This window comes from Sorangium sp. So ce296 (assembly GCF_051529605.1).
In the GTDB taxonomy this organism is placed as follows: Bacteria; Myxococcota_A; Polyangia; order Polyangiales; family Polyangiaceae; genus Sorangium; species Sorangium cellulosum_D.
In genome coordinates, this window is record NZ_CP150325.1 from 9,925,866 (window position 1) to 9,945,674 (window position 19,809).

At 71.5% G+C, this 19,809-nt stretch carries 14 protein-coding genes and 2 tRNA genes; 8 read left to right on the plus strand and 8 right to left on the minus strand.

The genetic code is table 11. From position 1 onward, the window contains the following. Nucleotides 1-117: 117 nt before the first annotated feature. Nucleotides 118-3,708: an Npt1/Npt2 family nucleotide transporter gene (locus WME98_RS36835; protein ID WP_437946332.1), complete on the minus strand. Its 3,591-nt coding sequence runs from the start codon at nt 3,706-3,708 to the stop codon at nt 118-120. Nucleotides 3,709-4,077: 369 nt separating this feature from the next. Between WME98_RS36835 and WME98_RS36840 the strand changes: the two genes are divergently transcribed. Next, entirely contained in the window at nt 4,078-5,259 is a 1,182-nt protein-coding gene (locus tag WME98_RS36840; RefSeq protein WP_437946333.1) for a hypothetical protein, read from the plus strand. Further along, a complete protein-coding gene (locus tag WME98_RS36845; protein WP_437946334.1) occupies nt 5,256-6,044 on the plus strand; it encodes an MXAN_2562 family outer membrane beta-barrel protein in 789 nt (262 codons plus the stop codon). Before WME98_RS36840 ends, WME98_RS36845 begins: the two co-directional genes overlap by 4 nt. Nucleotides 6,045-6,210: 166 nt before the next feature. Here WME98_RS36845 and WME98_RS36850 read toward each other — a convergent pair whose 3' ends face one another. Together WME98_RS36850 and WME98_RS36855 are read right to left on the minus strand one after the other, a co-directional pair. Then, complete coding sequence (locus WME98_RS36850) at nt 6,211-6,780, minus strand: serine protease (protein ID WP_437337316.1); 570 nt, start codon at nt 6,778-6,780, stop codon at nt 6,211-6,213. 165 nt (nt 6,781-6,945) lie between these two features. Continuing rightward, nucleotides 6,946-7,019: transfer RNA gene (locus WME98_RS36855), tRNA-Pro, on the minus strand. 154 nt (nt 7,020-7,173) lie between these two features. On the opposite strand from WME98_RS36855, the gene WME98_RS36860 reads away from it, so the two are divergent. From WME98_RS36860 to WME98_RS36880, 5 genes are all read left to right on the plus strand, one after another. Continuing rightward, entirely contained in the window at nt 7,174-7,590 is a 417-nt protein-coding gene (locus tag WME98_RS36860) for a VOC family protein (protein WP_437946335.1), read from the plus strand. 315 nt (nt 7,591-7,905) lie between these two features. Next, nucleotides 7,906-8,844: a hypothetical protein gene (locus WME98_RS36865; protein WP_437946337.1), complete on the plus strand. Its 939-nt coding sequence runs from the start codon at nt 7,906-7,908 to the stop codon at nt 8,842-8,844. A gap of 172 nt (nt 8,845-9,016) precedes the next feature. Beyond that, nucleotides 9,017-9,089: transfer RNA gene (locus WME98_RS36870), tRNA-Arg, on the plus strand. Nucleotides 9,090-9,111: 22 nt separating this feature from the next. Next, the gene (locus tag WME98_RS36875; RefSeq protein ID WP_437946338.1) at nt 9,112-9,519 is read left to right on the plus strand and encodes an addiction module protein; all 408 of its coding nucleotides are present in this window, start codon (nt 9,112-9,114) and stop codon (nt 9,517-9,519) included. After that, nucleotides 9,516-9,818, plus strand: a complete 303-nt coding sequence (locus tag WME98_RS36880) for a type II toxin-antitoxin system RelE/ParE family toxin (protein ID WP_437946340.1) — start codon at nt 9,516-9,518, stop codon at nt 9,816-9,818. Before WME98_RS36875 ends, WME98_RS36880 begins: the two co-directional genes overlap by 4 nt. A 427-nt stretch (nt 9,819-10,245) precedes the next feature. Here the strand turns inward: WME98_RS36880 and WME98_RS36885 are convergent, their stop codons facing one another. Further along, nucleotides 10,246-10,470, minus strand: a complete 225-nt coding sequence (locus WME98_RS36885) for a hypothetical protein (protein WP_437946342.1) — start codon at nt 10,468-10,470, stop codon at nt 10,246-10,248. Nucleotides 10,471-11,504: 1,034 nt separating this feature from the next. Between WME98_RS36885 and WME98_RS36890 the strand changes: the two genes are divergently transcribed. Beyond that, nucleotides 11,505-12,503 carry a hypothetical protein gene (locus WME98_RS36890; RefSeq protein ID WP_437946343.1) on the plus strand — a complete coding sequence of 333 codons (999 nt, stop codon included), beginning with the start codon at nt 11,505-11,507 and terminating at the stop codon, nt 12,501-12,503. A gap of 218 nt (nt 12,504-12,721) precedes the next feature. Here WME98_RS36890 and WME98_RS36895 read toward each other — a convergent pair whose 3' ends face one another. The 4 genes from WME98_RS36895 to WME98_RS36910 form a co-directional block, all read right to left on the minus strand. Continuing rightward, a complete protein-coding gene (locus tag WME98_RS36895; protein WP_437946344.1) occupies nt 12,722-14,116 on the minus strand; it encodes a phospholipase D family protein in 1,395 nt (464 codons plus the stop codon). A 168-nt stretch (nt 14,117-14,284) separates the two neighbouring features. After that, the gene (locus WME98_RS36900; RefSeq protein WP_437946345.1) at nt 14,285-16,744 is read right to left on the minus strand and encodes a TonB-dependent receptor domain-containing protein; all 2,460 of its coding nucleotides are present in this window, start codon (nt 16,742-16,744) and stop codon (nt 14,285-14,287) included. A gap of 195 nt (nt 16,745-16,939) precedes the next feature. After that, the gene (locus WME98_RS36905) at nt 16,940-18,034 is read right to left on the minus strand and encodes a hypothetical protein (protein ID WP_437946347.1); all 1,095 of its coding nucleotides are present in this window, start codon (nt 18,032-18,034) and stop codon (nt 16,940-16,942) included. Nucleotides 18,035-18,188: 154 nt separating this feature from the next. Beyond that, nucleotides 18,189-19,694, minus strand: coding sequence for a lysyl oxidase family protein (locus tag WME98_RS36910; RefSeq protein ID WP_437946348.1), 1,506 nt, complete (start codon nt 19,692-19,694; stop codon nt 18,189-18,191). Between the last annotated feature and the right edge of the window lie 115 nt (nt 19,695-19,809).

Here is a 19,809-nt window from a genome sequence, read left to right on the forward strand (position 1 = left end):
CCGGGCCACGCGTCGCGTCGCGGCGCGCGCCGTCGACCGTCGAGCCCGCGTCGCCCGCGTCGCGGCGCGCGCCGTCGCGCATCGCGGCGCGCGCCGTCGCGCATCGCGGCCCTTGCCTCAATCGAGGTCGCTGTCGTCGAGCGCCGGCGCCTCCTCGTCCGACGGCGGCGGCGCTCGCGAGGGCAGCGGCGGCGGCGCTCGCGAGGGCAGCTGCGGCGGCTTCGGCAGGAGCGACAGCCGCGCGTGCGCGTCGGCCAGCTTGCGATCGGCCTCCCGCAGGCGCCGGTTCAGCACCCGGATCACGGCGTCGGCGATCTCGGCCGTCTCCCGCACCGCCTCGTGGAAGTCCTCGGCGGAGACCCGGAGCAGCTCCGCGTCCTCGGTGACCACGGCGGTCGAGCCCCGCGGCTCGCTGTCGAACAGCGACATCTCGCCGAAGACGTCGTTCGCGCCGAGCCGCGCGACCTCGCGGCCGTCCAGGGTGAGGCTCACCTCGCCCGAGATGATCGAGTAGAGCGCGCCGCCCGGCTCGCCCTGGCGGAAGATGACGTCGCCCCGGGCCAGCGAGACCACGAGCGAGCCGCGCGCCAGCGCCACGAGATCGTCGCCGGCCACGCGCGAGAACAGCGGGACACGCTGGAGGAACAGGACCTTCTCGATGGTGGTGTACATCTCGTCCTCGGGCTCGATGCCGGTGCCGCCGGTGACCGCCCAGTATCGTGCGTAACGGGCCACCGCGGGATCCTCATCGGCCCGCAGCTCGGCGAGGCGCTCGGTGGCGCCGGGCGGCGCCGTGACCGCGATCGCGATGGCGGCGGCCTCGCGGACGAGCGGGTCGGGGTCCCAGGTCGCGGCGAGCGCGTCCGCGGCCGCGCCGGAGATGGCGCGCCGCGCGACGGCGTCGAGCGCGAGCGCGGCGCTGTAGGGCTCGCCGCGCGTGAGCTCGCCGCGGATCCAGGCGACGGCGCTGGCCTCGGGCGGCATGGGCTTCCGGGGGAACTCGGCCGAGAGCGCGAGCAGGCGCTCGACGAGGGAGACGAGGCGCTCGCGCAGCGGTCGGTCGAGGAGCGACTCCAGCACCTCGAACGCGTTGGCCCGCAGCGCCGGATCGGGGCCGAAGACGTGGGTGCGCACCAGGGCGACGACCTCGCGCGGGTAGGCGAGCTCGCACAGCCGGAGCACCCGGATGATCCCCTTCCGCAGCCGCCGGAGCAGGTGCTGATCGAGCAGCGGGCCCGCGACGCGGGGGCGCGCCGCGATGTACGACTCGCGCGTGCGGACGTGCTCGACCGTCTCGTCGTCGATGCAGGCGCGGATGCGCCGGAGGGGGGCCGGCGGCGCGCGCAGCGCGAGGCGCAGGCGCGAGGCCGACGCGAGCACCTTCTGGCGGAGGGCCTCGTTCGGGTGGTCGATCTGGGCGAGCAGCGCGTCGAGGGCGCCGTGGCTGGAGAGCCGCGCGAGCACGCGCGGGATCGCGAGCCGCGCGGCGCGCGGGGTGCCGTCGTCGTCGAGGCGCGCCGCGAGCTCGGGGATGGCGGCGTCGCCGAGCGCCTCGATGGCCCGGGCCGCGGCCGACGCGAGGGCGCGCTCGGCGAGGGCGTCCGCGAGCAAGTGGAGCAGGCGCGGATCGGCGACGCTCGACGAGGAGCGCACGGCCTCGCGGCGCACCGCGGGGTCGGGGTCGCCGATGAGCCGCGCGAGCGCGCGCTGGAGCGACGCGTGGCCGACCATGCCGAGGATGCGGGCGGCGGCGACGCGGTCGCGCGGGGAGGGGCTCTCGAGCAGCGCGCGCAGCCGCGGCGCGCCCTCGAGCATGCCGTCGAGGCCGCAGTAGCGCAGGAGCGCGGCGATCGCGGCGGCCCGGAGCTCGTCGTCGCCGGGCGCGCCGGCGGGGGCGCCGCGGGGCGCGTCGCTCTCCCGCGCGAGCGCGAGCAGCTCGTCGTGGGCGTCCTCCCGCAAGAGCGCCGCGAGGGCGTCGACCGCGGCGACGCGGACCGCGGTGTTCCGGTCGCGGATCGCCGCGCGCGCGATCTCGGCGCCCTCTTCGTGCTCGAGCTCCGCCGCGAGGCGCACCGCGAGCGCGCGCACCCTGGCCGAGCCGTGGCGCGCGAGCGCGGGCACGGCCTCGCGCACGAGGGCGGGGTCGAGCTGGCGCAGCTGATCGACGGCGAAGAGCACCTGCGTCATGGCGCGGCTGTAGAGCGCCTCCGTCAGGATCGCGCGCGTCTGCGGGCCGTAGACGACGCTGTCCGGCTCGATCTGGCGGCGCATCAAGGTCCGGCGCATGGCGTCGAAGTAGCCGCGCCGCACGAGCGGGATGAGGGCGATGGTGGCGACGCAGAGCGGGAGGCAGTAGAGGCCGATGCGCGCGGCCTCCTCGACGAGCGCGGGGCCGGTGGCGGCGGTGGGCGCGAGGGCGAGCAGGAGCAGCGCGCCGAGGCCGTAGCCGAGGGGCTTGGCGATCGCGGAGACGAGCGTCCGCACCCGCTCCCGGAGCGCCGGCGGGAACGGGAAGAAGAGCAGCTGCATCGTCGCGTCGTAGATCGTGAACTGGAGCGCGTTGTCGCTCAGCTTCATGATGGAGGCGAAGGCGAGCGAGGGGATCGCGACCAGCGCGGCGGTGCTGGCGGTGAACGCGGCCGGCATGGCGAGCAGCCCGCCGAGCACGCCGTGGCGGCGGAGGACCGTCGGCGTCGCGCCGAGCTGCACGAGCAGGCCGATCACGCCGACGGCGCCGTAGAGGTGCGCCATGAAGCGGGCGAGATCGTCGCGGTCGGGGTAGGCGGTGAGGGCGATCGCCTTGAACTGGTAGTCGCCGACCGTGAGCACGGTGAAGAGGAGGAGCGTCAGGAGCGCGATGGTGAGGGCGTAGCGCGATCGCCACACTTCCATGCGGGGGAGGCGGGCCTGGATGCGCTCCTCGTCGCCGGACGGGGGCCGCTCCAGCGGGTGCCGCCGCGCGAGCGCCGTGGTGAGCGAGGCCATGGCGAGCAGGGCGGCGATGAGCACGAACAGCAGGTTCTCGGTGCCGATCCACGTCACGACGAGGCCGGTCCCGAAGCCGCAGGCGACGGTGCCGACGACGCGGCCGCTGCCGATCAGGCCGAAGAGGCGCTTGGCGCTGCGCGCGTCGTGCAGGTCCTGGGCGACGGCCCAGACGAGGACGGCGGTGAAGTTCGCGATGATCTCGGACCAGATGTAGAAGACGAGGATCGCGCCGCGCACCTCCTGGCCGATGAGCACGCGCAGGAGCGCGAACGTGATCGCGCCGAACAGGGCGAAGGCGACGCACAGGCGGGCGCGCGGCAGGCGGCGGGCGACGCGGTCGTAGGCGAGCGCCGCGACCGCGGAGGCGGCGCCGTACACGATCCACATCGGCGCGATCCAGGTGACGGGGAACCTGGTGAGGAAGAGCGCGTCGCGCGCCGAGCGGCCGACCACGAAGATGAGGGCGGCGAGGAAGAGCAGGCAGAAGAGCAGCGCGCTCCGGTGCAGCTCGACACGGGTGAGGGTGACGCCGAGGACGGCGGTGTCGGTGCTCGGCGGCAGCCGGCTGGGCCGGCTCGACGTCGGGCGCACGGACGGGGCGGACCCGGGCGCAGGCGCGCCGTCCGGGCGCGCGCTCGGCTGCCCGGAGCGCTGCGGCTCCGGAGCGGCCGCGCGCCCCTTCGCGCTCGGCTCCGCGGGAGCTGCGTCGGTCGGGTCCACCCGGCCCAGGCTAGCCGAGCTCTCTCGAAGAGCGCGTGTTTCGGGCCACGCGGCGCGTCCAGCGTCGCGGCGCGGCGCGCCGGCCCGCTCGCCCCCGCGCGCCGCTCGCCCCCGCGCGCCGCGGCGCCGCTGCCAACTTGTCAGGAACGGACCGCGAGGGTGGCCACCTCGTCATTTCGCGCGTCGCCGACGTGGGTATCGAGGCGCCCTTCGGCGGGGGCGGTCGAAGGGTCCTCGGTGCTTCCGGGCGCGGCGGACGCGGGGTTCGGACGGGGCTCCGACTGGGGCAGAGGCGCCGTTTCCCTGCTGCGCGGAGGGCTGTGCGACGCATTTGCGGCGTGGTACGAGCTGTGCTGAAAGGACCCGCCCATGGACACGACAAGGACTCTCGTGCGGCTCCGGCCGCGAGGGCGGCGGCACCTCGCCCGGATGTGCGCGGCGGCGCTCGCGGCGGCGGCGCTCGCCGGAGGCGCGCGCCGGGCCGATGCGACGGTGACCATCAGCACCGACGTGGATCGCACCGGGGACAGGCGCCAGGACGCGCAGAACCCGCTCTGGATCAGCCGCGAGGACTGCCTGACGGACAACGATCTGCGCTTCACGGTCACGCTGAGCGACTTCTCGACCAGCCAGACGCTCGAGGTCTGGGTCAGCGAGTCGCAGGACTGCACTTTGTACTCGAACCGCGACACGGGCACGCGGTGCCGGCGGGTCAAGACCGTGTCCCCCCTGGACGACACGATGGAGATCGAGCTGTCGTCCAAGGAGATCGCGGCGGCTCTCGGCGCCGAGGAGTGCGAGGGCACGCGGTCCAGCACCGGCGCGGTGTCGGTCACCATGTACTTCATGCGGCTCGAGTCCCTGGACCAGGACGGGCCGGATCACGCGAAGTGGGAGAGCACCAAGCTGGATCTCCAGGGCCCGAAGCCGCCGACGCAGGTCGAGGCGCACCCCGGCGATGGTCGTCTCCTCGTCGACTTCAAGCAGAACGAGGACGAGGACGTGGAGGGGTACTATCTCTACTGCGATGGAGGGGGGCAGTCCTCGCCCGGCGCGGGCGGGGCGGGGGCCGGCGGAGGCGACGACGGCGCGGGGGCGGCCGGCGGCGGGAGCGGGGGTGGAGCGACGGGAGGCGGCAGCTCCGGATGCCAGTCGTCGCGCCTGGTCCCCGGGGAGGTCCCGGAGACCGCGTTGCGGTGCGGCAAGGTCGGGAAGGCCAACCGTGGCGAGGCGGCGAAGTTCGAGGACGGCGCGGCGATCGCCAACGGTACGTCGTACGTCGTCGGCGTCGCGGCCTATGACCTCGTGGGCAATGCCGGCCCGCTGTCGGAGCTGTCCTGCGCGACGCCGGTCGAGGTCGACGGGTTCTTCGAGAAGTACCGGGAAGCCGGCGGCCAGGCCGGGGGCGGGTTCTGCAGCGTCGGGGGGCCGGTCGGGGCCGGCCGGTGGGTGTCGGCGCCGCTCGGCGTGGTCGTGGCTGGCGCGGCGCTCGGTCTGTGGCGCAGGGGCCGCCGCCTTCGCGCGCGTTCCATCAAGCAGGAGAGCCAATGAACCGTCATCTCCGTCATCTTGCCGCGGCGTGCCTCGCCGGCAGCGCGGCGCTCCTCGTCGTCTCCGCGGCCGGCGCGCAGACGAGCCGGAGCGACTGGCGGCAGCACGATCGGGCGAGGATCCTGCGCGAGGAGCGCTATGCCTCGCCGCAGAGCTTCGCGTTCGAGCTCCGCTTCGCCCCGTACTCTCCGGAGGTCGACGAGGAGTTCTCCGGCGCGGGCCCCTACGAGGGGACCTTCGGCGACGGCGCGCAGTTCTATTTCGGCATGGAGCTCGACTGGCTGCCGCTCCGGATCCCGTACGTCGGCGCGATCGGCCCGGGGCTCGGCTGGGGGTACACGTCGACGTCGGCGAAGGCGTTCGAGGCGGGCAGCGACACGAGGGCCGAGGCGGAGGAGACCTCGCTCATCATCATGCCGATGCACGTGTCCGCCGTCCTTCGCGGCGATGAGCTGATGCGCAGGACGGGCGTTCCGATCGTGCCCTACGCGAAGGCGGGGCTCGGCATGGGCCTCTGGTTCACGTCGTCCGGTCCTGGCACGGCGGACGTCGATGGGGTCCGGGGCGAGGGCATCACCTGGGGCACGCACCTCGCGCTCGGCGCGATGCTCGCGCTCAACTGGATGGACCGCCGCGCGTCGTCGCAGCTCGACGAGACGACGGGCATCAACCACACCTACTTTTTCGGCGAGTGGATGTACGCGAACCTCGACGGGCTCGGCTCGAGCCCGCAGATGCACGTCGGCACCTCGACGTGGGTCCTGGGTCTGGCCCTCGACATGTGAGACGCCGCGCCCGGCGCTTCCGCGGGGGAGCGCGGCGCCGGGCGCTCGCGTGAAGGGAGCGCGGCGGCAGGCGTTCGTGTGAGGGAGCGCGGCGCCGGGGGGCTCGCGTGAAGGGATCGCATGCCGCCGAGCGCCCGTGGGCGGGCGCGCGGCGGTGGGGGCTCGCTCAGGGCGCGCCGTCGTCGAGCGGCGCGGCGCCGTCGTCCTCCTCGATCACCGTCGTTCCCCGGGGCCGGGTCGTCGCCGGGCGGCGCGGGGGGCTGTCGCTCTCGAGGGCCTTGACGGTCTCCGGAGAAGGAGGCCCGAAGATGGGCATCGCGAGCTCGCGCGCGGTTCCCTCGCGCTCGTAGGCGATCTTGAGCTCGCTCGCGCTGGCCAGGGCGCGATAGGCCGCGAACAGGTCGTCCGGGCGCTCGAGCGTCGTGCCGTTCACCTGGGTCACGACGTCGCCGGGCTTGAGCTCGATGGAGCTCCAGTCCGCGGGCAGCGCGAGGATCTTCCAGCCGATGAACGCGCCGGCCCGGATGACCTCCTCGACCGGGACGCGCCGCAGGATCCAGGGCGGGCCTTGCAGCAGCACCCGGTCGACGTCGGCGCGGGCGAGCTGCCCGGCGGGCGCCGCCTGCTTGGCCGGGGCTGCGCTCGCCCCCTGCTTGGCCGGGGCCGCGGCCGGAGCGGCCGCCTGCTGCCCGCCGCACCCCGCGAGGACGGACAAGGAGAGACATGCGCCGAGCATGAGCCTTCCGCGCGTCGACATCGGCGGGACTATGCGCGGGAGACCCGAGGGGGCCAAGTAAGCTGCAGGCGCGACGGGGACGATGAAAGCGGGCGGCGGAGCGGGCGAGCGCTTTGGCAGGGGGCTCGTCGGGGGCGCGGCAGGGGACGGGATCGTCGGAGAGGGTCGGGGAGGCGGGATTTGAACCCGCGACAACGAGCACCCAAAGCTCGTGCACTACCGGACTGTGCGACTCCCCGGGCGGAGCGTCCGCGAGCGGGACCATAGACGAGGTGTCTTGCCGGGGCAAGCCAGCTCGCTCGGGCGCCCGGGCCTGCGGGGGCGCGGGGTGCGCGGTTTTCGTACGGTTTTTCGGTGCGGCACCGCGAGAAAGGCGCTGAGATGAGGGGCTGCATGGGCGAGACGCTGCCGTCGCTGTCGGTCCATCACCTGGCCGTGGTCGTGCGCGATCTGGAGCGGGCGGAGGCGTTCTATGCGGGCGTCCTCGGGCTGCCGGTGGTGCGGCGCTGGACGGACGAGGCCGGAGCGCCGCGGTCGGTGTGGCTCGGGCTCGGGGGCGGCGCCTTCCTGGCCGTGGAGCGGGCGGCGGCCGCCGGGCCGACGCGCTCGGACGAGGCGCCGGGCTGGCACTGCGTCGCGCTGGGGATCGCCCCGTCCGAGCGCGAGGCGTGGCGCCGCCGGCTGGCCGCGGCGGGCGTGGCCGTCGAGCGGGAGAGCGCCTACACGATGTACGCCCGCGATCCCGAGGGGAACCTGGTGGCGCTCAGCCATTACCCGGAGCCGCGGGCGCCGCGGCTGGACGCGGGCTGATCGCGTGCCGGCGGCGTGCCGGCGCGGAACGCGGGCGGGGGCGGACGCGCAGGGAGGAGACGCGGCGTGGGGTCGGCCGGGGAGCCGAGCGGGGAGCCGAGGGGTCCACGGGCTCGCGCGGCGTGGGCGGCGAGGCGCGGGCGGCGCGCCGCGAAGGCAGTGCGCGTCGAGCGCGGGGATGAGAAGATGGAAGGTCGGGCGGCGAGCCAGCCTGCTGGAAGCTGCTCGAGGGCAAGCGCGTCGAAGGGGAACGAACGAGCCGGAGGTTTCAAGATGCCGCGTTCAACGTCCGATTCCGTGTCGCCTGATGGTCCTGTGTCGCTCGTGCTCCCCTTCGGGGCGATGGGGCTCGTGGGCGGCTGGCTCACCGCAGACAGCTTCCATCTCCCGGACCGCTCGGTCCATTACCTGCTCGCGGGCGTGACGCCGGTCGTCGCGGGGCTCCTGGGCCACTACATGACGAGCCGGATCGGGGGCGTGGGGAGCGCCGGCGCGGCGGCGCCGGGCGCGGTCGCGGGATGGGCGGACCGGCCGGGGGGGGCGAGCGGACCGGGGCGGTGGACCCGGCGGGGGCCGATCGTGGCGAGCCTGCTCTCGCTGTGGGCCATCGTGGTGGCCGGCGTCGTCAACGGCATGACCGTCGGGCTCGTGCTGGGGCCGGTGGGGATGCTCGTCGGCGCGCCGTTCGGGGCCGTGTTCTCGCTGCCGTTCGTTCCGGCGCTCGCGGTGGTGCTGCTCGCGGCGAACCGCGTCGGGAGGGCGCGCGCAGGCTCGGTCGTGGCGCAGGCGGATCGGCGCGCCGTGTGGTCGGCGACGGCGGCGGTGATCGCGGCGGCGGCGCTGACGGCGCCGGCGCTGTTCGGGAGGCCGGCGGTGCCCGAGGTGGGGCCCGCGGTGGCGGCGGTCGGGCTCGCCGTGGTGGGGGCGCTGTTCGTGGTCGACGCCGTGGCCCTGGCGAAGGTGCTGACGCTGCCGCTGCCGCGGAGGCTGATCGGGGCGGAGGAGGCGGGAGAGGGCGGGGCGGGGACCACGGGGATCATGGGGACGGGGGAGAGGGTCGACTTCGGCTTCGGGGACGAGGTGCGGGTCGAGGTGGTGCAGCCGACCCACGCCTACCGCGGGGCGCCGCAGATCGCCCGGGTGGTGCGGGGGAGCCGGGAGCGCGCGGTGGGGGCGCTGCGGGCAGGGCTGGCGCGGGGTGGGATCGCGCTGGCGATCGGGGTGGCGCTCTGGGGAGGGCCGTGGACGACGTGAGCGAGGGGCGGGGAGGGCGGGGCGGGGAGGGGAGGGGATGAAGGCGGACGAGCGGCGGAACGGACGGAGAGGAAGCGGAAGGGCGGGCTGAACGAAGAGGCGGCCAGGGATCGGGCTTGATGCACGCGACGAGGTGTGCCAGGGTCCCGCCCCCGTAGCGGCTGATGCCCCTGCCCCCGTAGCTCAGTGGATAGAGCAGCGGTTTCCTAAACCGAAGGTCGCAAGTTCAATTCTTGCCGGGGGTGCTGAAGGATTTCGCGGGGTTAGGTGGCCTCGTCCGAGCCGCCGCCCTCGTCCCGGACGGCCGTTATCTCGCTGTTCCCCGATAAGGGGATCGGACGGTTTCTCCGGATGGCCCTGCCCACGAGCGCTGTGCCCAGGAGCACCCTCGGGTCGGACGTCCCTCCGCTCTGCGCCGCCGCCGCATCTGCTACGCTGCTGGCCATGAGCCTCCCGGCCGAAGAACTCCTCGACCAGGCGATGAAGCTCCCCGAGAGCGAACGGCGCGTCCTTGCCCTGCGGCTCCTGGAAAGCGTGGGTGACGAGTCGCCGGAAGAGGTCGAGCGCGCGTGGGTCGAGGAGGCCCGGAGGCGCCTCGACGACGTCCGGGCAGGGCGCTCTCAGCCCGTCCCCTGGGAGGAGGCTCGGCGCCGCATTTTCGCGCGGCTCAGATGACGCGCCGTCCCGTCGTCCTCGCGAGCGAAGCAGAGAGCGAGGCTCGTGACGCGTTCCTCTGGTACGAGGCGCGCGATCCGCGCGTCGCCGATCGCTTCGAGGCTCAGGTGCTCGCAGCCCTCGACCGCATCGCCGAAGCCCCTGAGCAAGGCCCCGAGGTCGAGCTGGGTGTCCGGCGCCTGATTCTCCATCAATTCCCCTACGGGCTGCTCTACTCCGTCGAGCCCGATCGCATCCTCGTACTTGCGGTCATGCACCTCCGCCGCCGGCCCAGGTACTGGCGAGGCCGCGGCCCCTGAGCTGAGCGTTTGGTCCGCGTGCACGCAAAGCAACCGGAGGGCTTCCGACGGGCTCCGGGTTGAATTTCAATTCAGCCGGAGGGCTCTCGACAGGCTCCGGGTTGAATTTCAATTCAGCCGGAGGGCTCTCGACAGGCTCCGGGTTGAATTTCAATTCAGCCGGAGGGCTCTCGACAGGCTCCGGGTTGAATTTCAATTCAGCCGGAGGGCTCTCGACAGGCTCCGGGTTGAATTTCAACTCAAGCCGCCGGTAGCGCGCGACCTCACCATCTGAGCCAGCGCACTGTCAGCCAGCACCACGGCGAGATCGACATCCCTTGAGAACCGCGGTTCCGCCCGTGCGGACACAAGGCCTCCCACGAGCGCGAGTCACCTGTTGAGCCTCTCCAAGTCTGTGACCACGCGGTCGAGGGCGTCTTAAGTGTGCTCACGGGGCGCGTCGCGGCCAGGGAACGGGCCGCCCCTCTGCATCGCCAAACTCGGCGCCGGGACGCTCCCGCAGCCAGTCGGCAAGGCGCTCGTCGATGTCCTCCTCGCTCGCCTCGGGCAGCCGGCGCCGGAGATTCTGCCGCATCAGTGCCACGCCTGCGTCGTGCAGCTCGAAGGCCAAGCGCAGGTTCTCCGCCAATCGCGTCGGGTCTACGGCAGCCACTTGCCAAGCCTACCCCGTCCCCGGGGCGCAGGCGAGCGGGCGGCGTAGGCCGTGCTGCACGCTGCGTCCCCATGGGCCGTGGAGTAGAAGTTGTGGAAGGCTGGAAGGAAGAGTTCACGGACAACGTGTACCGGTCCCACAGCGAGAGCTCGGACCGTAACGGGGCCCCAGGGCGACGGGCGCGCCGCGCCGGGTTCAGCGCGGCTGCTCCGACCGTCCCCTGCGCACCGGCCTCCGCCGGGCGATGCTCTCGGCGATGCCAAGCGTGCCGCGCGCGTCGTTCTTCCTCGCGCCTCCTCGCGGCCTGCGCCTCGACGCCGCGCCTGCCGGCGCGGGTGCCAACGCCGGTCCCAGCACCCGGCGCCGCCAGCCTGTGGTCGCGCACTTCGTACGGTGGCCTTCCCGTCCCGGAGATGTAGCTTCGCATCGCGCGGGCGGCACGCGATCCCGGCGCAGTGGGCGGAGGATGCGCCCTTCTCTGGGGTGCTATTGAGACGACGCCGCTCACCGTTCCGCTGCGCCTCGCGTGGTCCGACGGCGCGCAGGATGACGTCGTTCTGTGCGACGTCGCCGCCTACGAAGCCCGGCTCAAAGATCCACGGATACCTCCAATCGTGGTCCTCCACCGGAGCGATGGCGCGTTCTATGCGAGCCATCCGTCAGGTCCGGATCGTCACCGGATCCAGGACGAACCAGACGGGAAGTTGTTCGCCGATCCGCGGATCCTCTGAAATGTTTTGATGATCCCAGCGCTTGGCGCAGGGGAAGACCCCGCATCTCTGATTCCGGTGTTGAGCTGGGTCAGCCGGAGGTTCCTGTTCGTCGTCTGGGAGCTCCCCCCTGACGCTCAACCCACAACCGCGGTCGGGGCGCGCTCGCCGACAGCGGTTCGCGAAGAGCGATGCCTTGACGCGGATACACCAACGCGGCGTAGCTGGTCCCACTGTGCAGGTCGTCGAACCGGTTGACCGCCGAATCCAGTTCGTCGTAGCCTGCTACCCATCATGGGCTGGCGTGGATTCGTTCGAAGCACCGTGGCGACCGCGCGTCGCATTGAGAGGGCCGAAGCCGCTGCCAGGCGCCGTGCGGAGCGCGACGCGCTCCGCCGTCGTCGCGAACTGATGGCCCAGATGGCGGCAGCCGAGCGGATGCAAGAGCAACAACGGGCGGCCTATGAAGTTGCGCTCTTTGAGAACTACCTCCAGGTCATCGTCTCCGTCCACAAAGAGTGCTGGAATCCTTGGGATTGGCGACAGATCGCTGCGGCAGCGCCGCCGCCGCCGCCAGTGTTCACCGGGCGCCACGAAGCGGCTGCACAGCATGCCCTCCAGACCTACGAGCCATCGCTCACAGAGAAGCTGTTCAAGCAGGAGGTCAAGCGGAGACAAGCGCTGACCGAGGACGTCGAACGGGCGCGCCAGGGAGACCAGGCCGAGCATCACATGGCATTACAGCAGCACCAGCAGGCCATGGCCCAGTGGCAGTGGTACAAACGCGTGGCCCACGGCGTCCTCTCGCACGAACTCGAAGCCTACAGGGCAGTGCTGGATTACATTGCTCCTTTCGACGAGCTGGGCGAGCTCGGGATCATCGTATCGCTTGACGAGGTTCTTCCGGGTGGAATCGCCGTCGCCTGTGCCGTGCGCGACCAGGAGATCGTTCCCACCGAGGAGCGGCGGCTGACCGCGGCAGGCAAGCTGTCCGTGAAGACCATACCTGCTGGGCGCTACTGGGAGATCTATCAGGATCACGTATGTAGCTGTGCATTGCGCGTGGCCCGTGAAATCTTCGCGCTGCTACCAGTTGAACGGGTCGTCGTGAATGTCTCGACGGAACTCCTCGACGTTAGCACCGGGCACAAGGGGCCGATGACGATCCTCGGCGTCAACTTCGTCCGCCCCACGTTCGAGCGGCTGAACTTGGACAGGCTCGACCCATCCAATGCCATGACGAACTTCGTGCATCGGATGTCGTTCAAGAAGACGAAAGGGTTCTCGGCCATCGTCCCGTTCACCCTTGCCGAGTGGGCCTGACGAGGCGCTGCCCTATCGTCTTCGTCGCGAGCCGCCGCGACGGGCAGCCGGTATGCCGCACAAGTTGGCCATACGATCGGCTTCGAAGCGCCGCTCGTCACGGGCGCCTAAAAGATGAGCAGTGCCGAGGGTCGGGACGCTCGCGCTGGCTGTTGAACGGCGGCATGCGCAGCTCCTACGAAAGCCGCTCGTGCCGACGGATCCGGAGAAGAACTCACCTACTTGAAGACCCGTACGTCGTAGCCGAGCGCTCGGAGAGCCTTGTTGGTACGGTCATTGCGAGGGGGATAGTCGTTAGGTCTGGCCCAACCGAGAACCTCGCCGAGAGAGCTCTTGCCAAGGCGCGGAAGCCTCCACCGTTTATCTTTCGTCGCCATCCACAGTCGATCCACGGCGTCGGCGGGATCGCTAGCGTAGATGACGAACTGGAGGAGATCGACGACACTCTTGCCGGCGTCAGAGCGCCTGGTCCAGATCCACTTCGCAAAGCGCTCGACCCGTTCACCCTCAGTTTCATGGTGACCGGCTGGGAGTCCGTAGATTGAGTTCTCGACATGACGAGCATTGTCGCGGAAAGCGTATACGTTGGTCATGGCCTCCACGAACGTCTCCTCCGTCATGCTCTCGAGCGTGGCCCTCGTGAGTAGTTCTTGCATGCGAGGCGCACGCTCGCGGATGAAGTATGCCTCATCATTGGCTCCCTTCGAGGGAGGCTCGCTGAGGCTGGCCCACCAGTCAGCCGCGGTGGCGAGCGCCCGCTCCGGGGACGTCTTGTGGCGTTCGTAGAGCTGCCCGACCTTCGCGCCGCTGTCGCCCTCGTCGAATGATTTCACTACGATGTGGTAGTAGTAGCCGTGCAGGAACTGGTCGAAGTGGACCGTGGGGTTTGTCGTCGCGGGCACCCAGACGGGCCGCTTCTGCATGGCATCGAAGTCGCGGCACAGCGTCCGCATGAGCTGAAGCGTCTCACGCCACTCATCCACGAACTCCTGACGTGCTTTCGACGGGCGCTCGCCGGGCCGGAACACGACCGTCTGCCCTGCGTATGGCTTCTCCTTGCCCAGCAAATCGTCGTACTTCCGCTTGAGGCTGTCGATGTGCGGCCGGATGGGGCGGCGTTCCTTCTCAATGTCATTGAGCTTCGCGTACAGCTCGTTAGTCAACCGGAGCGAGATCCGGTCCAGCTCCTCGAACAGGTTGTCGAGCTGCTCGGCGACCCCGCAGTCATCCAACTCATCCTCTGTAAGAAAGAGGCCGGCCTCGATGTTCTTCTCCCACCCGTTACGCGTGAGATTGGCCGAGCCGATGTACGCTCCGTACCCGTGCCACCAGATGACCTTGGGGTGATAGGCGCCGTTCACCAGGAAGCACTCGACCTTCGGAGAAGCCTTCTTGAGGAACCAGTCTAGGAGCTGGATCGCGACGGCGCCGGTCTCATCCATCCGTCCATAGAATTTCAGGCGAACCTCGGGATGCCGGCGAAGGTGATCGATCAGCGGATCGTACAACTCGGCGTACGCGACCGCGGCTCGGATAGACTTCGAGACCGGGTACGACTGGGTGAGCACGTTCACGAGAAACGTGCCGTTGAGCTTGCCCAGAATGGTCTGCATGGCGATGCAATGATCATCGAATGCGCCCACGGCGGCAAGGCCGGCTGTAGATGAGCCGGGTGTCAGAGACCGGCCTCATGGACCTTGGGGCGTGGTCACCGGCACATCGCGCCCCGCAGCCAGGCCCGCCGTCCGGCGCGTCCTCCAGGCTCACCTCGCCCCACGCCCTCAAAACCCGCCCTCCAGCCCGAGGCTCGGCACCGTGACCGGCCCGAACTCCGTCGGCTCGCACGGCCCGAACCCATCGCACATCCGCGGCATGTTCTCCTTCGACATCGTCGCGTTGAGCACGTCGAGCACCACCGCCAGCCAGCCCGACTTCCCGATCGACCAGCGCTTCTCCAGGCGGACATCGAGGCGGAAGAACGGCGGCAGCCGCTCCCACCGGGGCTCCGCGCCGGCGGCCGACCCGAGCCCCCCGGGGACGCCGCTGCCCGGCGGGAGCGTCACGCCGCCAACCCGCTGGGGAAGCCCGGAATAGAACACGAAGCGCCCGCCAGCCCTGTAGCCGCGGCCGAAATCGTAGGTCAGCGCTGCGTTCGCCACGTGGGTCCGATCGACCGAGGTCACCTGCCGGCTGCGGCCGATGCTCCGCGTCGAGCGGGACAGCGTGTACGACGCGAATCCTCCGATGCGCTTCGTGAGCCGCCGATGCGCGGACAGCTCCACGCCGGTCGCGGCGCCGAGCGCGCGGAGCGTGAAGGCTTCGTCGATCGACTGGAAGCCGGCGGCGCCGAGCGCGTCGGTCATGTCGAAGAACGCGTTGTGGAACACCGAGACCGTCGCGTCGATGTCCGCCGGCAGCGCGAACTCGAGGCCGGCGCTCGACTGGAAGCTCCGCTGGAGCCCGTCGTCGAGGCGCGGGCGGATGCCAGGGATCGGAACGACGAAGCTCGGCAGCTGGGACGCGAGGCCGTGCGCCTGCACGAACGTGACGCCGCGCCCCAGAGAGAGCCGCGCCGAGAGCCGCGGATCCACGCCGAGCGCGACGGCGCCGTCCGAATGGTAGAGATCGAGCCGGAGCCCCGGGGTGATGCGCAGGCGCGGGGTGATCGCAATGTCGGCTTCGATGTAACCACCCGTCGTGAAGTCGACGCGGCTCAACAGGAGATCGCCGACCGAGACATCGTCATCGTCGTCACCGTCCGGCGCGACGTCGCCCGGGGAGTCGCCGACGTCGGTCCCGAGGTCGAGCACGTTGTCGTCGACCACGGCGTCGATGCCGGCCCGGATCACGGTCTCGTCGCGCAGCCGGTGAGCGAGCGTGAGGCGCGCGCCGAGGCTCCGCGTCAGCGCCTTCTGGCCGCCCTCGATCCCCGTCTCGTCGTGGCCGAGCGTCAGCGCGCCGCGCAGCGTGCTGCCCTGGCCATAGGCATGGTCGTACCGGAGATCGATCCGGTGGAATGTCGTGTCGAAGAGCGTCGTCGTCTCGCCGCCGGATTCGTCTCCGAGGTAGTCGTGGGCGCCGAACGCGAAGACGCTCACCCGACCTTCCGGGGCGACCTGGTACGACAGCCGGGCCTGGTAATCCCAGTAGTCGAGCGCCACCTCGGGCGCGGCCAGCGAGAGGAGCAGCGCCGTGTAGGAATAGCGGCCGCCCACGAGCGCGACCCCGCGTCCGTCGGCGAAAGGACCCTCGACGAGCCCGCCCACGTCGACGAGCCGGAGCATGCCCTCACCGTGCCAGTACGGCAGTGGCGGCGTCGTCTCGCCAGCGACGATCCCGCCCGCGTACCGGCCGTGACGCGCGGGGTAGCCGCCCGGGTAAAGGTCGACGCGATCGACGATGCCGGGATGGACCACGGAGGGCCCGAGCCCGAGGTGATAGAGATAGGGGACACGGACGCCATCGAGGAAATAACCGACGTTGCCCGGCGGCGACCCGCGGACGTAGAAGAACGGTAGCCCCGTGACGAGCGGGGTCACCCCGGGGAGCATCTCGATCGCGCGGAAGGGGTCGCCGAACGCGCCGGGGACGATCCTGACCTCGCCGCGGCTCAAGCTGGAGACGCCCGGCGCCTGCTGCTCGCCGTGCACGGTGACCTCGAGCGATCGCGGCGCGCCGGGCGGCGGCGCGGGCGCCCGGGCCGGGCCGCCGCCCGGCGCGGGCGGCGGCGCCGCGGCAGGCGCGGAGGCGTCGGGCGGCGCGGGCGGCGCGGCCTCGGTGAAGCGGACCTCGACGCGGATCTTCGCGGCGACCGGCGCGCCGTTCCTGGTGGCCGGCGCGAAGCGGAACGACGTCGCGGTGGCCACGGCGGCCGAGGCGAACGGCTCCTGCCCCTCCTCGGCGACCGCGGCGCGGACCGTCCCGTCCGCGTTGACGGTGAGGACGAGGCGGACCAGCGCGTCGCCGTGCGCTCCAGCAGGGTAGTCGGCGCCGAGCGGCGTGAGCGGTGTTGGCGGCACCAACGCGTCCTTCGGCGCATCGCGCGGCGGCTCTGTCGACAGGGCATCGCGCGGCGCCTCGGCCGGCGGCGCATCGCGCCCGGCCGGCGGCGCCTCGGCGGAAGGCTCGGCCGGCGGCTTCGCATGCGGCAGCGGCGCGTCGGGCGCGGCAGCGGCCAGGCCCGGCGCGAGCGCGCTCGCGAGCAGCGCCGCGGCCGTCGTGGATCTCCGGAGAAAGCTCATCGCCGCGCCATGAAGATGGAAAAGGGCAGCCGCCGCCATCAGCCACGATCTACGCCGAACGACACGCTCACTTCCCCCTCGCCGGCTCGAGCATCCCCTGACGCCCCCATGCCCTCACGAGGAGATGACGCATCACGTCCACCTTTCCCGAGACAAGGAAGCACCGAGCGCCGCGCGAGGCGGCCTGTCGCCGCGTCACCGCCTCCGCGCCCGCTCGTACGCCTTGAGCCACCGCTTCGCCGTCACATCGAGGCTCTCCCTCAGCCAGTCGTCGAGCTTGCCGAGGTCGAGCCCCGCGAACGCCTCCGCGTGCTGCCGCGCGAGGATGCTCACCTGCGCCTCCAGCACCGCGCGGAGATCGCGCTTCGACAGGTCCTCGATGTCCACCGAGGCCCGGCCCAGGCGATCCCGGAGCAGGTACACGCTCCTGCCGACCTGCACCTCCTGGTAGAACGGCACCTCGAGGCCGCGCCATATCGACGCCTTCACCCGCTCGATCCGGCCCTCGTCCTCGTGCAGGAAGTTGTTCCAGCTCGTCGCCGCGTGCGTCGTCTCCTTGAGCTCGAGGAGGCGCAGCCCCCGCTCTCCGCCCCGCTCGCGGCCGAGGATCAGGTACCGCTCGAGCCCCCCCGAGCCGCCCGCGTCGCGGTCCCGGTGCGCGAGCGCGAGCACCTCGACGTCCGAGAGCTGCCCGGACCGCCCGAGCGCCTCGAGCAGCCGGTCGCCCGTCCCCGCCTCCGCGCGCGACAGCTTCAGCGAGGGCTCGTCGAACCGGAACGCCTCGCCCTCGGTCCACTTCGCGAGCTGGCGCGCGTCCCTGGCCGCGACGTCGGGGTACAGCGCCTCGGGGAGCTCGCGCAGGGGCTCGTTGCCCTGGAGCATGTCCTCGTAAAGCTCCATGAGCTCAGCGAGCGCCTTCCCGTCGTCGAGCAGCAGCCGGAGCACCGTGAAGTACCGCAGCGCGTCCAGCGCGGCGAGCCCGGGGCCCGCGTCGTCGAGATCGTTGAACACGTAGCGCGGGCCCACCGTGAACGTGATGAGCCCGAAATTGTCGGGGTGCGCGTCGCCGAAGCACAGGCACCGGCCGCCGGGCACCCGCGCCCGCGGGACGTCGAGCAGATCCACGTGCCACGCCTGCGGGAAGCTCCGCATGAACCGCATCGGCGAGCGCAGCGCGGCCTGCCACTTGTCCTCGAACTCGGCCGGCTCGACGTGCGGATTCACCGCCCGGAAGAACGACCGGGTGAGCTCCTTGACGGGCGGCAGATCGCTGTCTCGAATGGGGCGCATCGCGTCTCCTGCGGCCGGACGCGGGGCGCGCCCGGGGGGACGGCCCTCCGCCGCCCCGCGAGCGCGCCGCCGCCCGCGCGGCGCTCTCGTAGCACGCGCGCGGGCGGACCGTGAGGAGGAGATCGAGGAGACGGACCGGGCGCGAGGCCGCGCCTTACGGGGTCGCGACGGTGGCGGAGACGTCGCAGGTGAACGAGGCCGTCGCGTCGTACGAAGCGACGAGCACCGTGTAGACGCCGCTCTCCGGGCAGACGAACTGCGTCTGCGGGCAGTAGCCGCACGCGTCGTCCACCGAGGACAGGGCCTCCTCGCCGGTGCACCCCGAGGCGCCGTCGCACACCCGGAGCATCGGATCGTTCGCGCAGGTGCCGCCAGGGCAGCCGCAGCCCACGGTGATCACCGTGTTCGGGTCGCACGCCACGGCCTCGTAGCCGGGCGCGATCGACCAGCCGCAGTCGCGCCACTCGCCGCCCAAGGGGTTGGAGCAGGCCGAGAGCGGATCCCCGGGCACCGTCGAGCCGTCCTCCGGGATGGTCACGGGGATCTCGATCGTGTTGTTGCCGTAATCGCTCTCCGGCAGCGTGCGATCGGCGTTGATCGTGATGCGGAGGAAATAGTCCCCCGGGCTCACGCCGGTGATGTCGACCCACTGGCAGTCGAGGCCGGAGCTGTAAACGTCGCTCCAGCCGCGCTGGATGCCCTGGAAGCCGCAGTGGAAGCGCGACGTCGACGGCGCCCCCGGGATGCCCACCGGCGAGCTGTCGAGCAGGCAGAACGCCTGCTTGTGGCCGGTCGCGACGACCGCGCCGGTGCCGTCGAGGAGCTCGTACCGGGCGTATCCCTCGAAATGGTAGTGGCCGTGGCACGCGGAGTACTCGAAGCCGTCGACGGCCGTCGGATCGCCGAGGATCATGTCCGCCTCGCCGACGTTCGGCGTCTCGGTCGAGAAGCGCATCAGGCGGCGGTCGCCCGCCCCGCCCACGCAGCCCTCCACGATCGCGCAGCTGTCCGCCGGGAAGCTCTCGTGGCCGATGCTCAGGCTGAACTGCGCCGCGTCCGCGGAGACGGTGAGGTCGGGCAGCGGGCACGCCTCGCCCTCCCCGAGCTGCGTGCAGGTGCCGACGAAGCCCGCCAGGCAGCACGTCCCGCCCGGCCCGCACTCGCTGTCGTCGGTGCACAGCGTCGACGTGGAGGGCGCCTCCTCGACCTCGATCACGATGTCGAAGGAGCCCCGGTCGAGCACCACGTCGTCCCCACCGACCCGGAAGCGCAGCGGGACCAGCGTGTTCTGGTCGGCGTACACGTTGAACCACTGGGGGTTCGGCGAGAGGAACTGCGCCTCTACCGGCTCGATGGTGTTGTCCAGGTTCAGGCGCTCGAGCCGCCAGCCCTCCTGAAGGAACGTGTAATAGCTGCCCGCCGGGACGTCCGCGCTCAGGCGGAATCGGTTCGGGTCGTCCTCGGTGTTGAAGAAGATCGTGTCCTGCGGGCCCTGGACCATCACGATCCCGTCGCGCAGACGGTACACGTTGCCCGACGCCGCCGCGCCGATCAGGTTCAGCTCGATCTGCCCCGTGTCCTCCTCGTCCGTTCCTCCCCCTCCTGCGGAGCACCCGGCGAGAGCGATCATCCCAAAGAGCGCGAATTTCGAAAGCTTCATGTGAGCCGCGGACCTCCTCATCTCTCCACCACGAGACGCTTGATGCCCTCACCGCACCAGGTCCTTCACGCGAAGGCCGAGGTGCGCCGAATTTGTCAGGACATCACAGGTTCCC

Excerpts from the sequence above, each read along its gene's own strand:
- WME98_RS36840 (WP_437946333.1), top strand. The coding sequence starts at position 4,078 with ATGGACACGACAAGGACTCTCGTGCGGCTCCGGCCGCGAGGGCGGCGG.
- WME98_RS36845 (WP_437946334.1), top strand. The coding sequence starts at position 5,256 with ATGAACCGTCATCTCCGTCATCTTGCCGCGGCGTGCCTCGCCGGCAGC.
- WME98_RS36850 (WP_437337316.1), bottom strand. The coding sequence starts at position 6,780 with ATGCTCGGCGCATGTCTCTCCTTGTCCGTCCTCGCGGGGTGCGGCGGG.
- WME98_RS36860 (WP_437946335.1), top strand. The coding sequence starts at position 7,174 with ATGGGCGAGACGCTGCCGTCGCTGTCGGTCCATCACCTGGCCGTGGTC.
- WME98_RS36880 (WP_437946340.1), top strand. The coding sequence starts at position 9,516 with ATGACGCGCCGTCCCGTCGTCCTCGCGAGCGAAGCAGAGAGCGAGGCT.
- WME98_RS36895 (WP_437946344.1), bottom strand. The coding sequence starts at position 14,116 with ATGCAGACCATTCTGGGCAAGCTCAACGGCACGTTTCTCGTGAACGTG.
- WME98_RS36900 (WP_437946345.1), bottom strand. The coding sequence starts at position 16,744 with ATGAGCTTTCTCCGGAGATCCACGACGGCCGCGGCGCTGCTCGCGAGC.
- WME98_RS36905 (WP_437946347.1), bottom strand. The coding sequence starts at position 18,034 with ATGCGCCCCATTCGAGACAGCGATCTGCCGCCCGTCAAGGAGCTCACC.
- WME98_RS36910 (WP_437946348.1), bottom strand. The coding sequence starts at position 19,694 with ATGAAGCTTTCGAAATTCGCGCTCTTTGGGATGATCGCTCTCGCCGGG.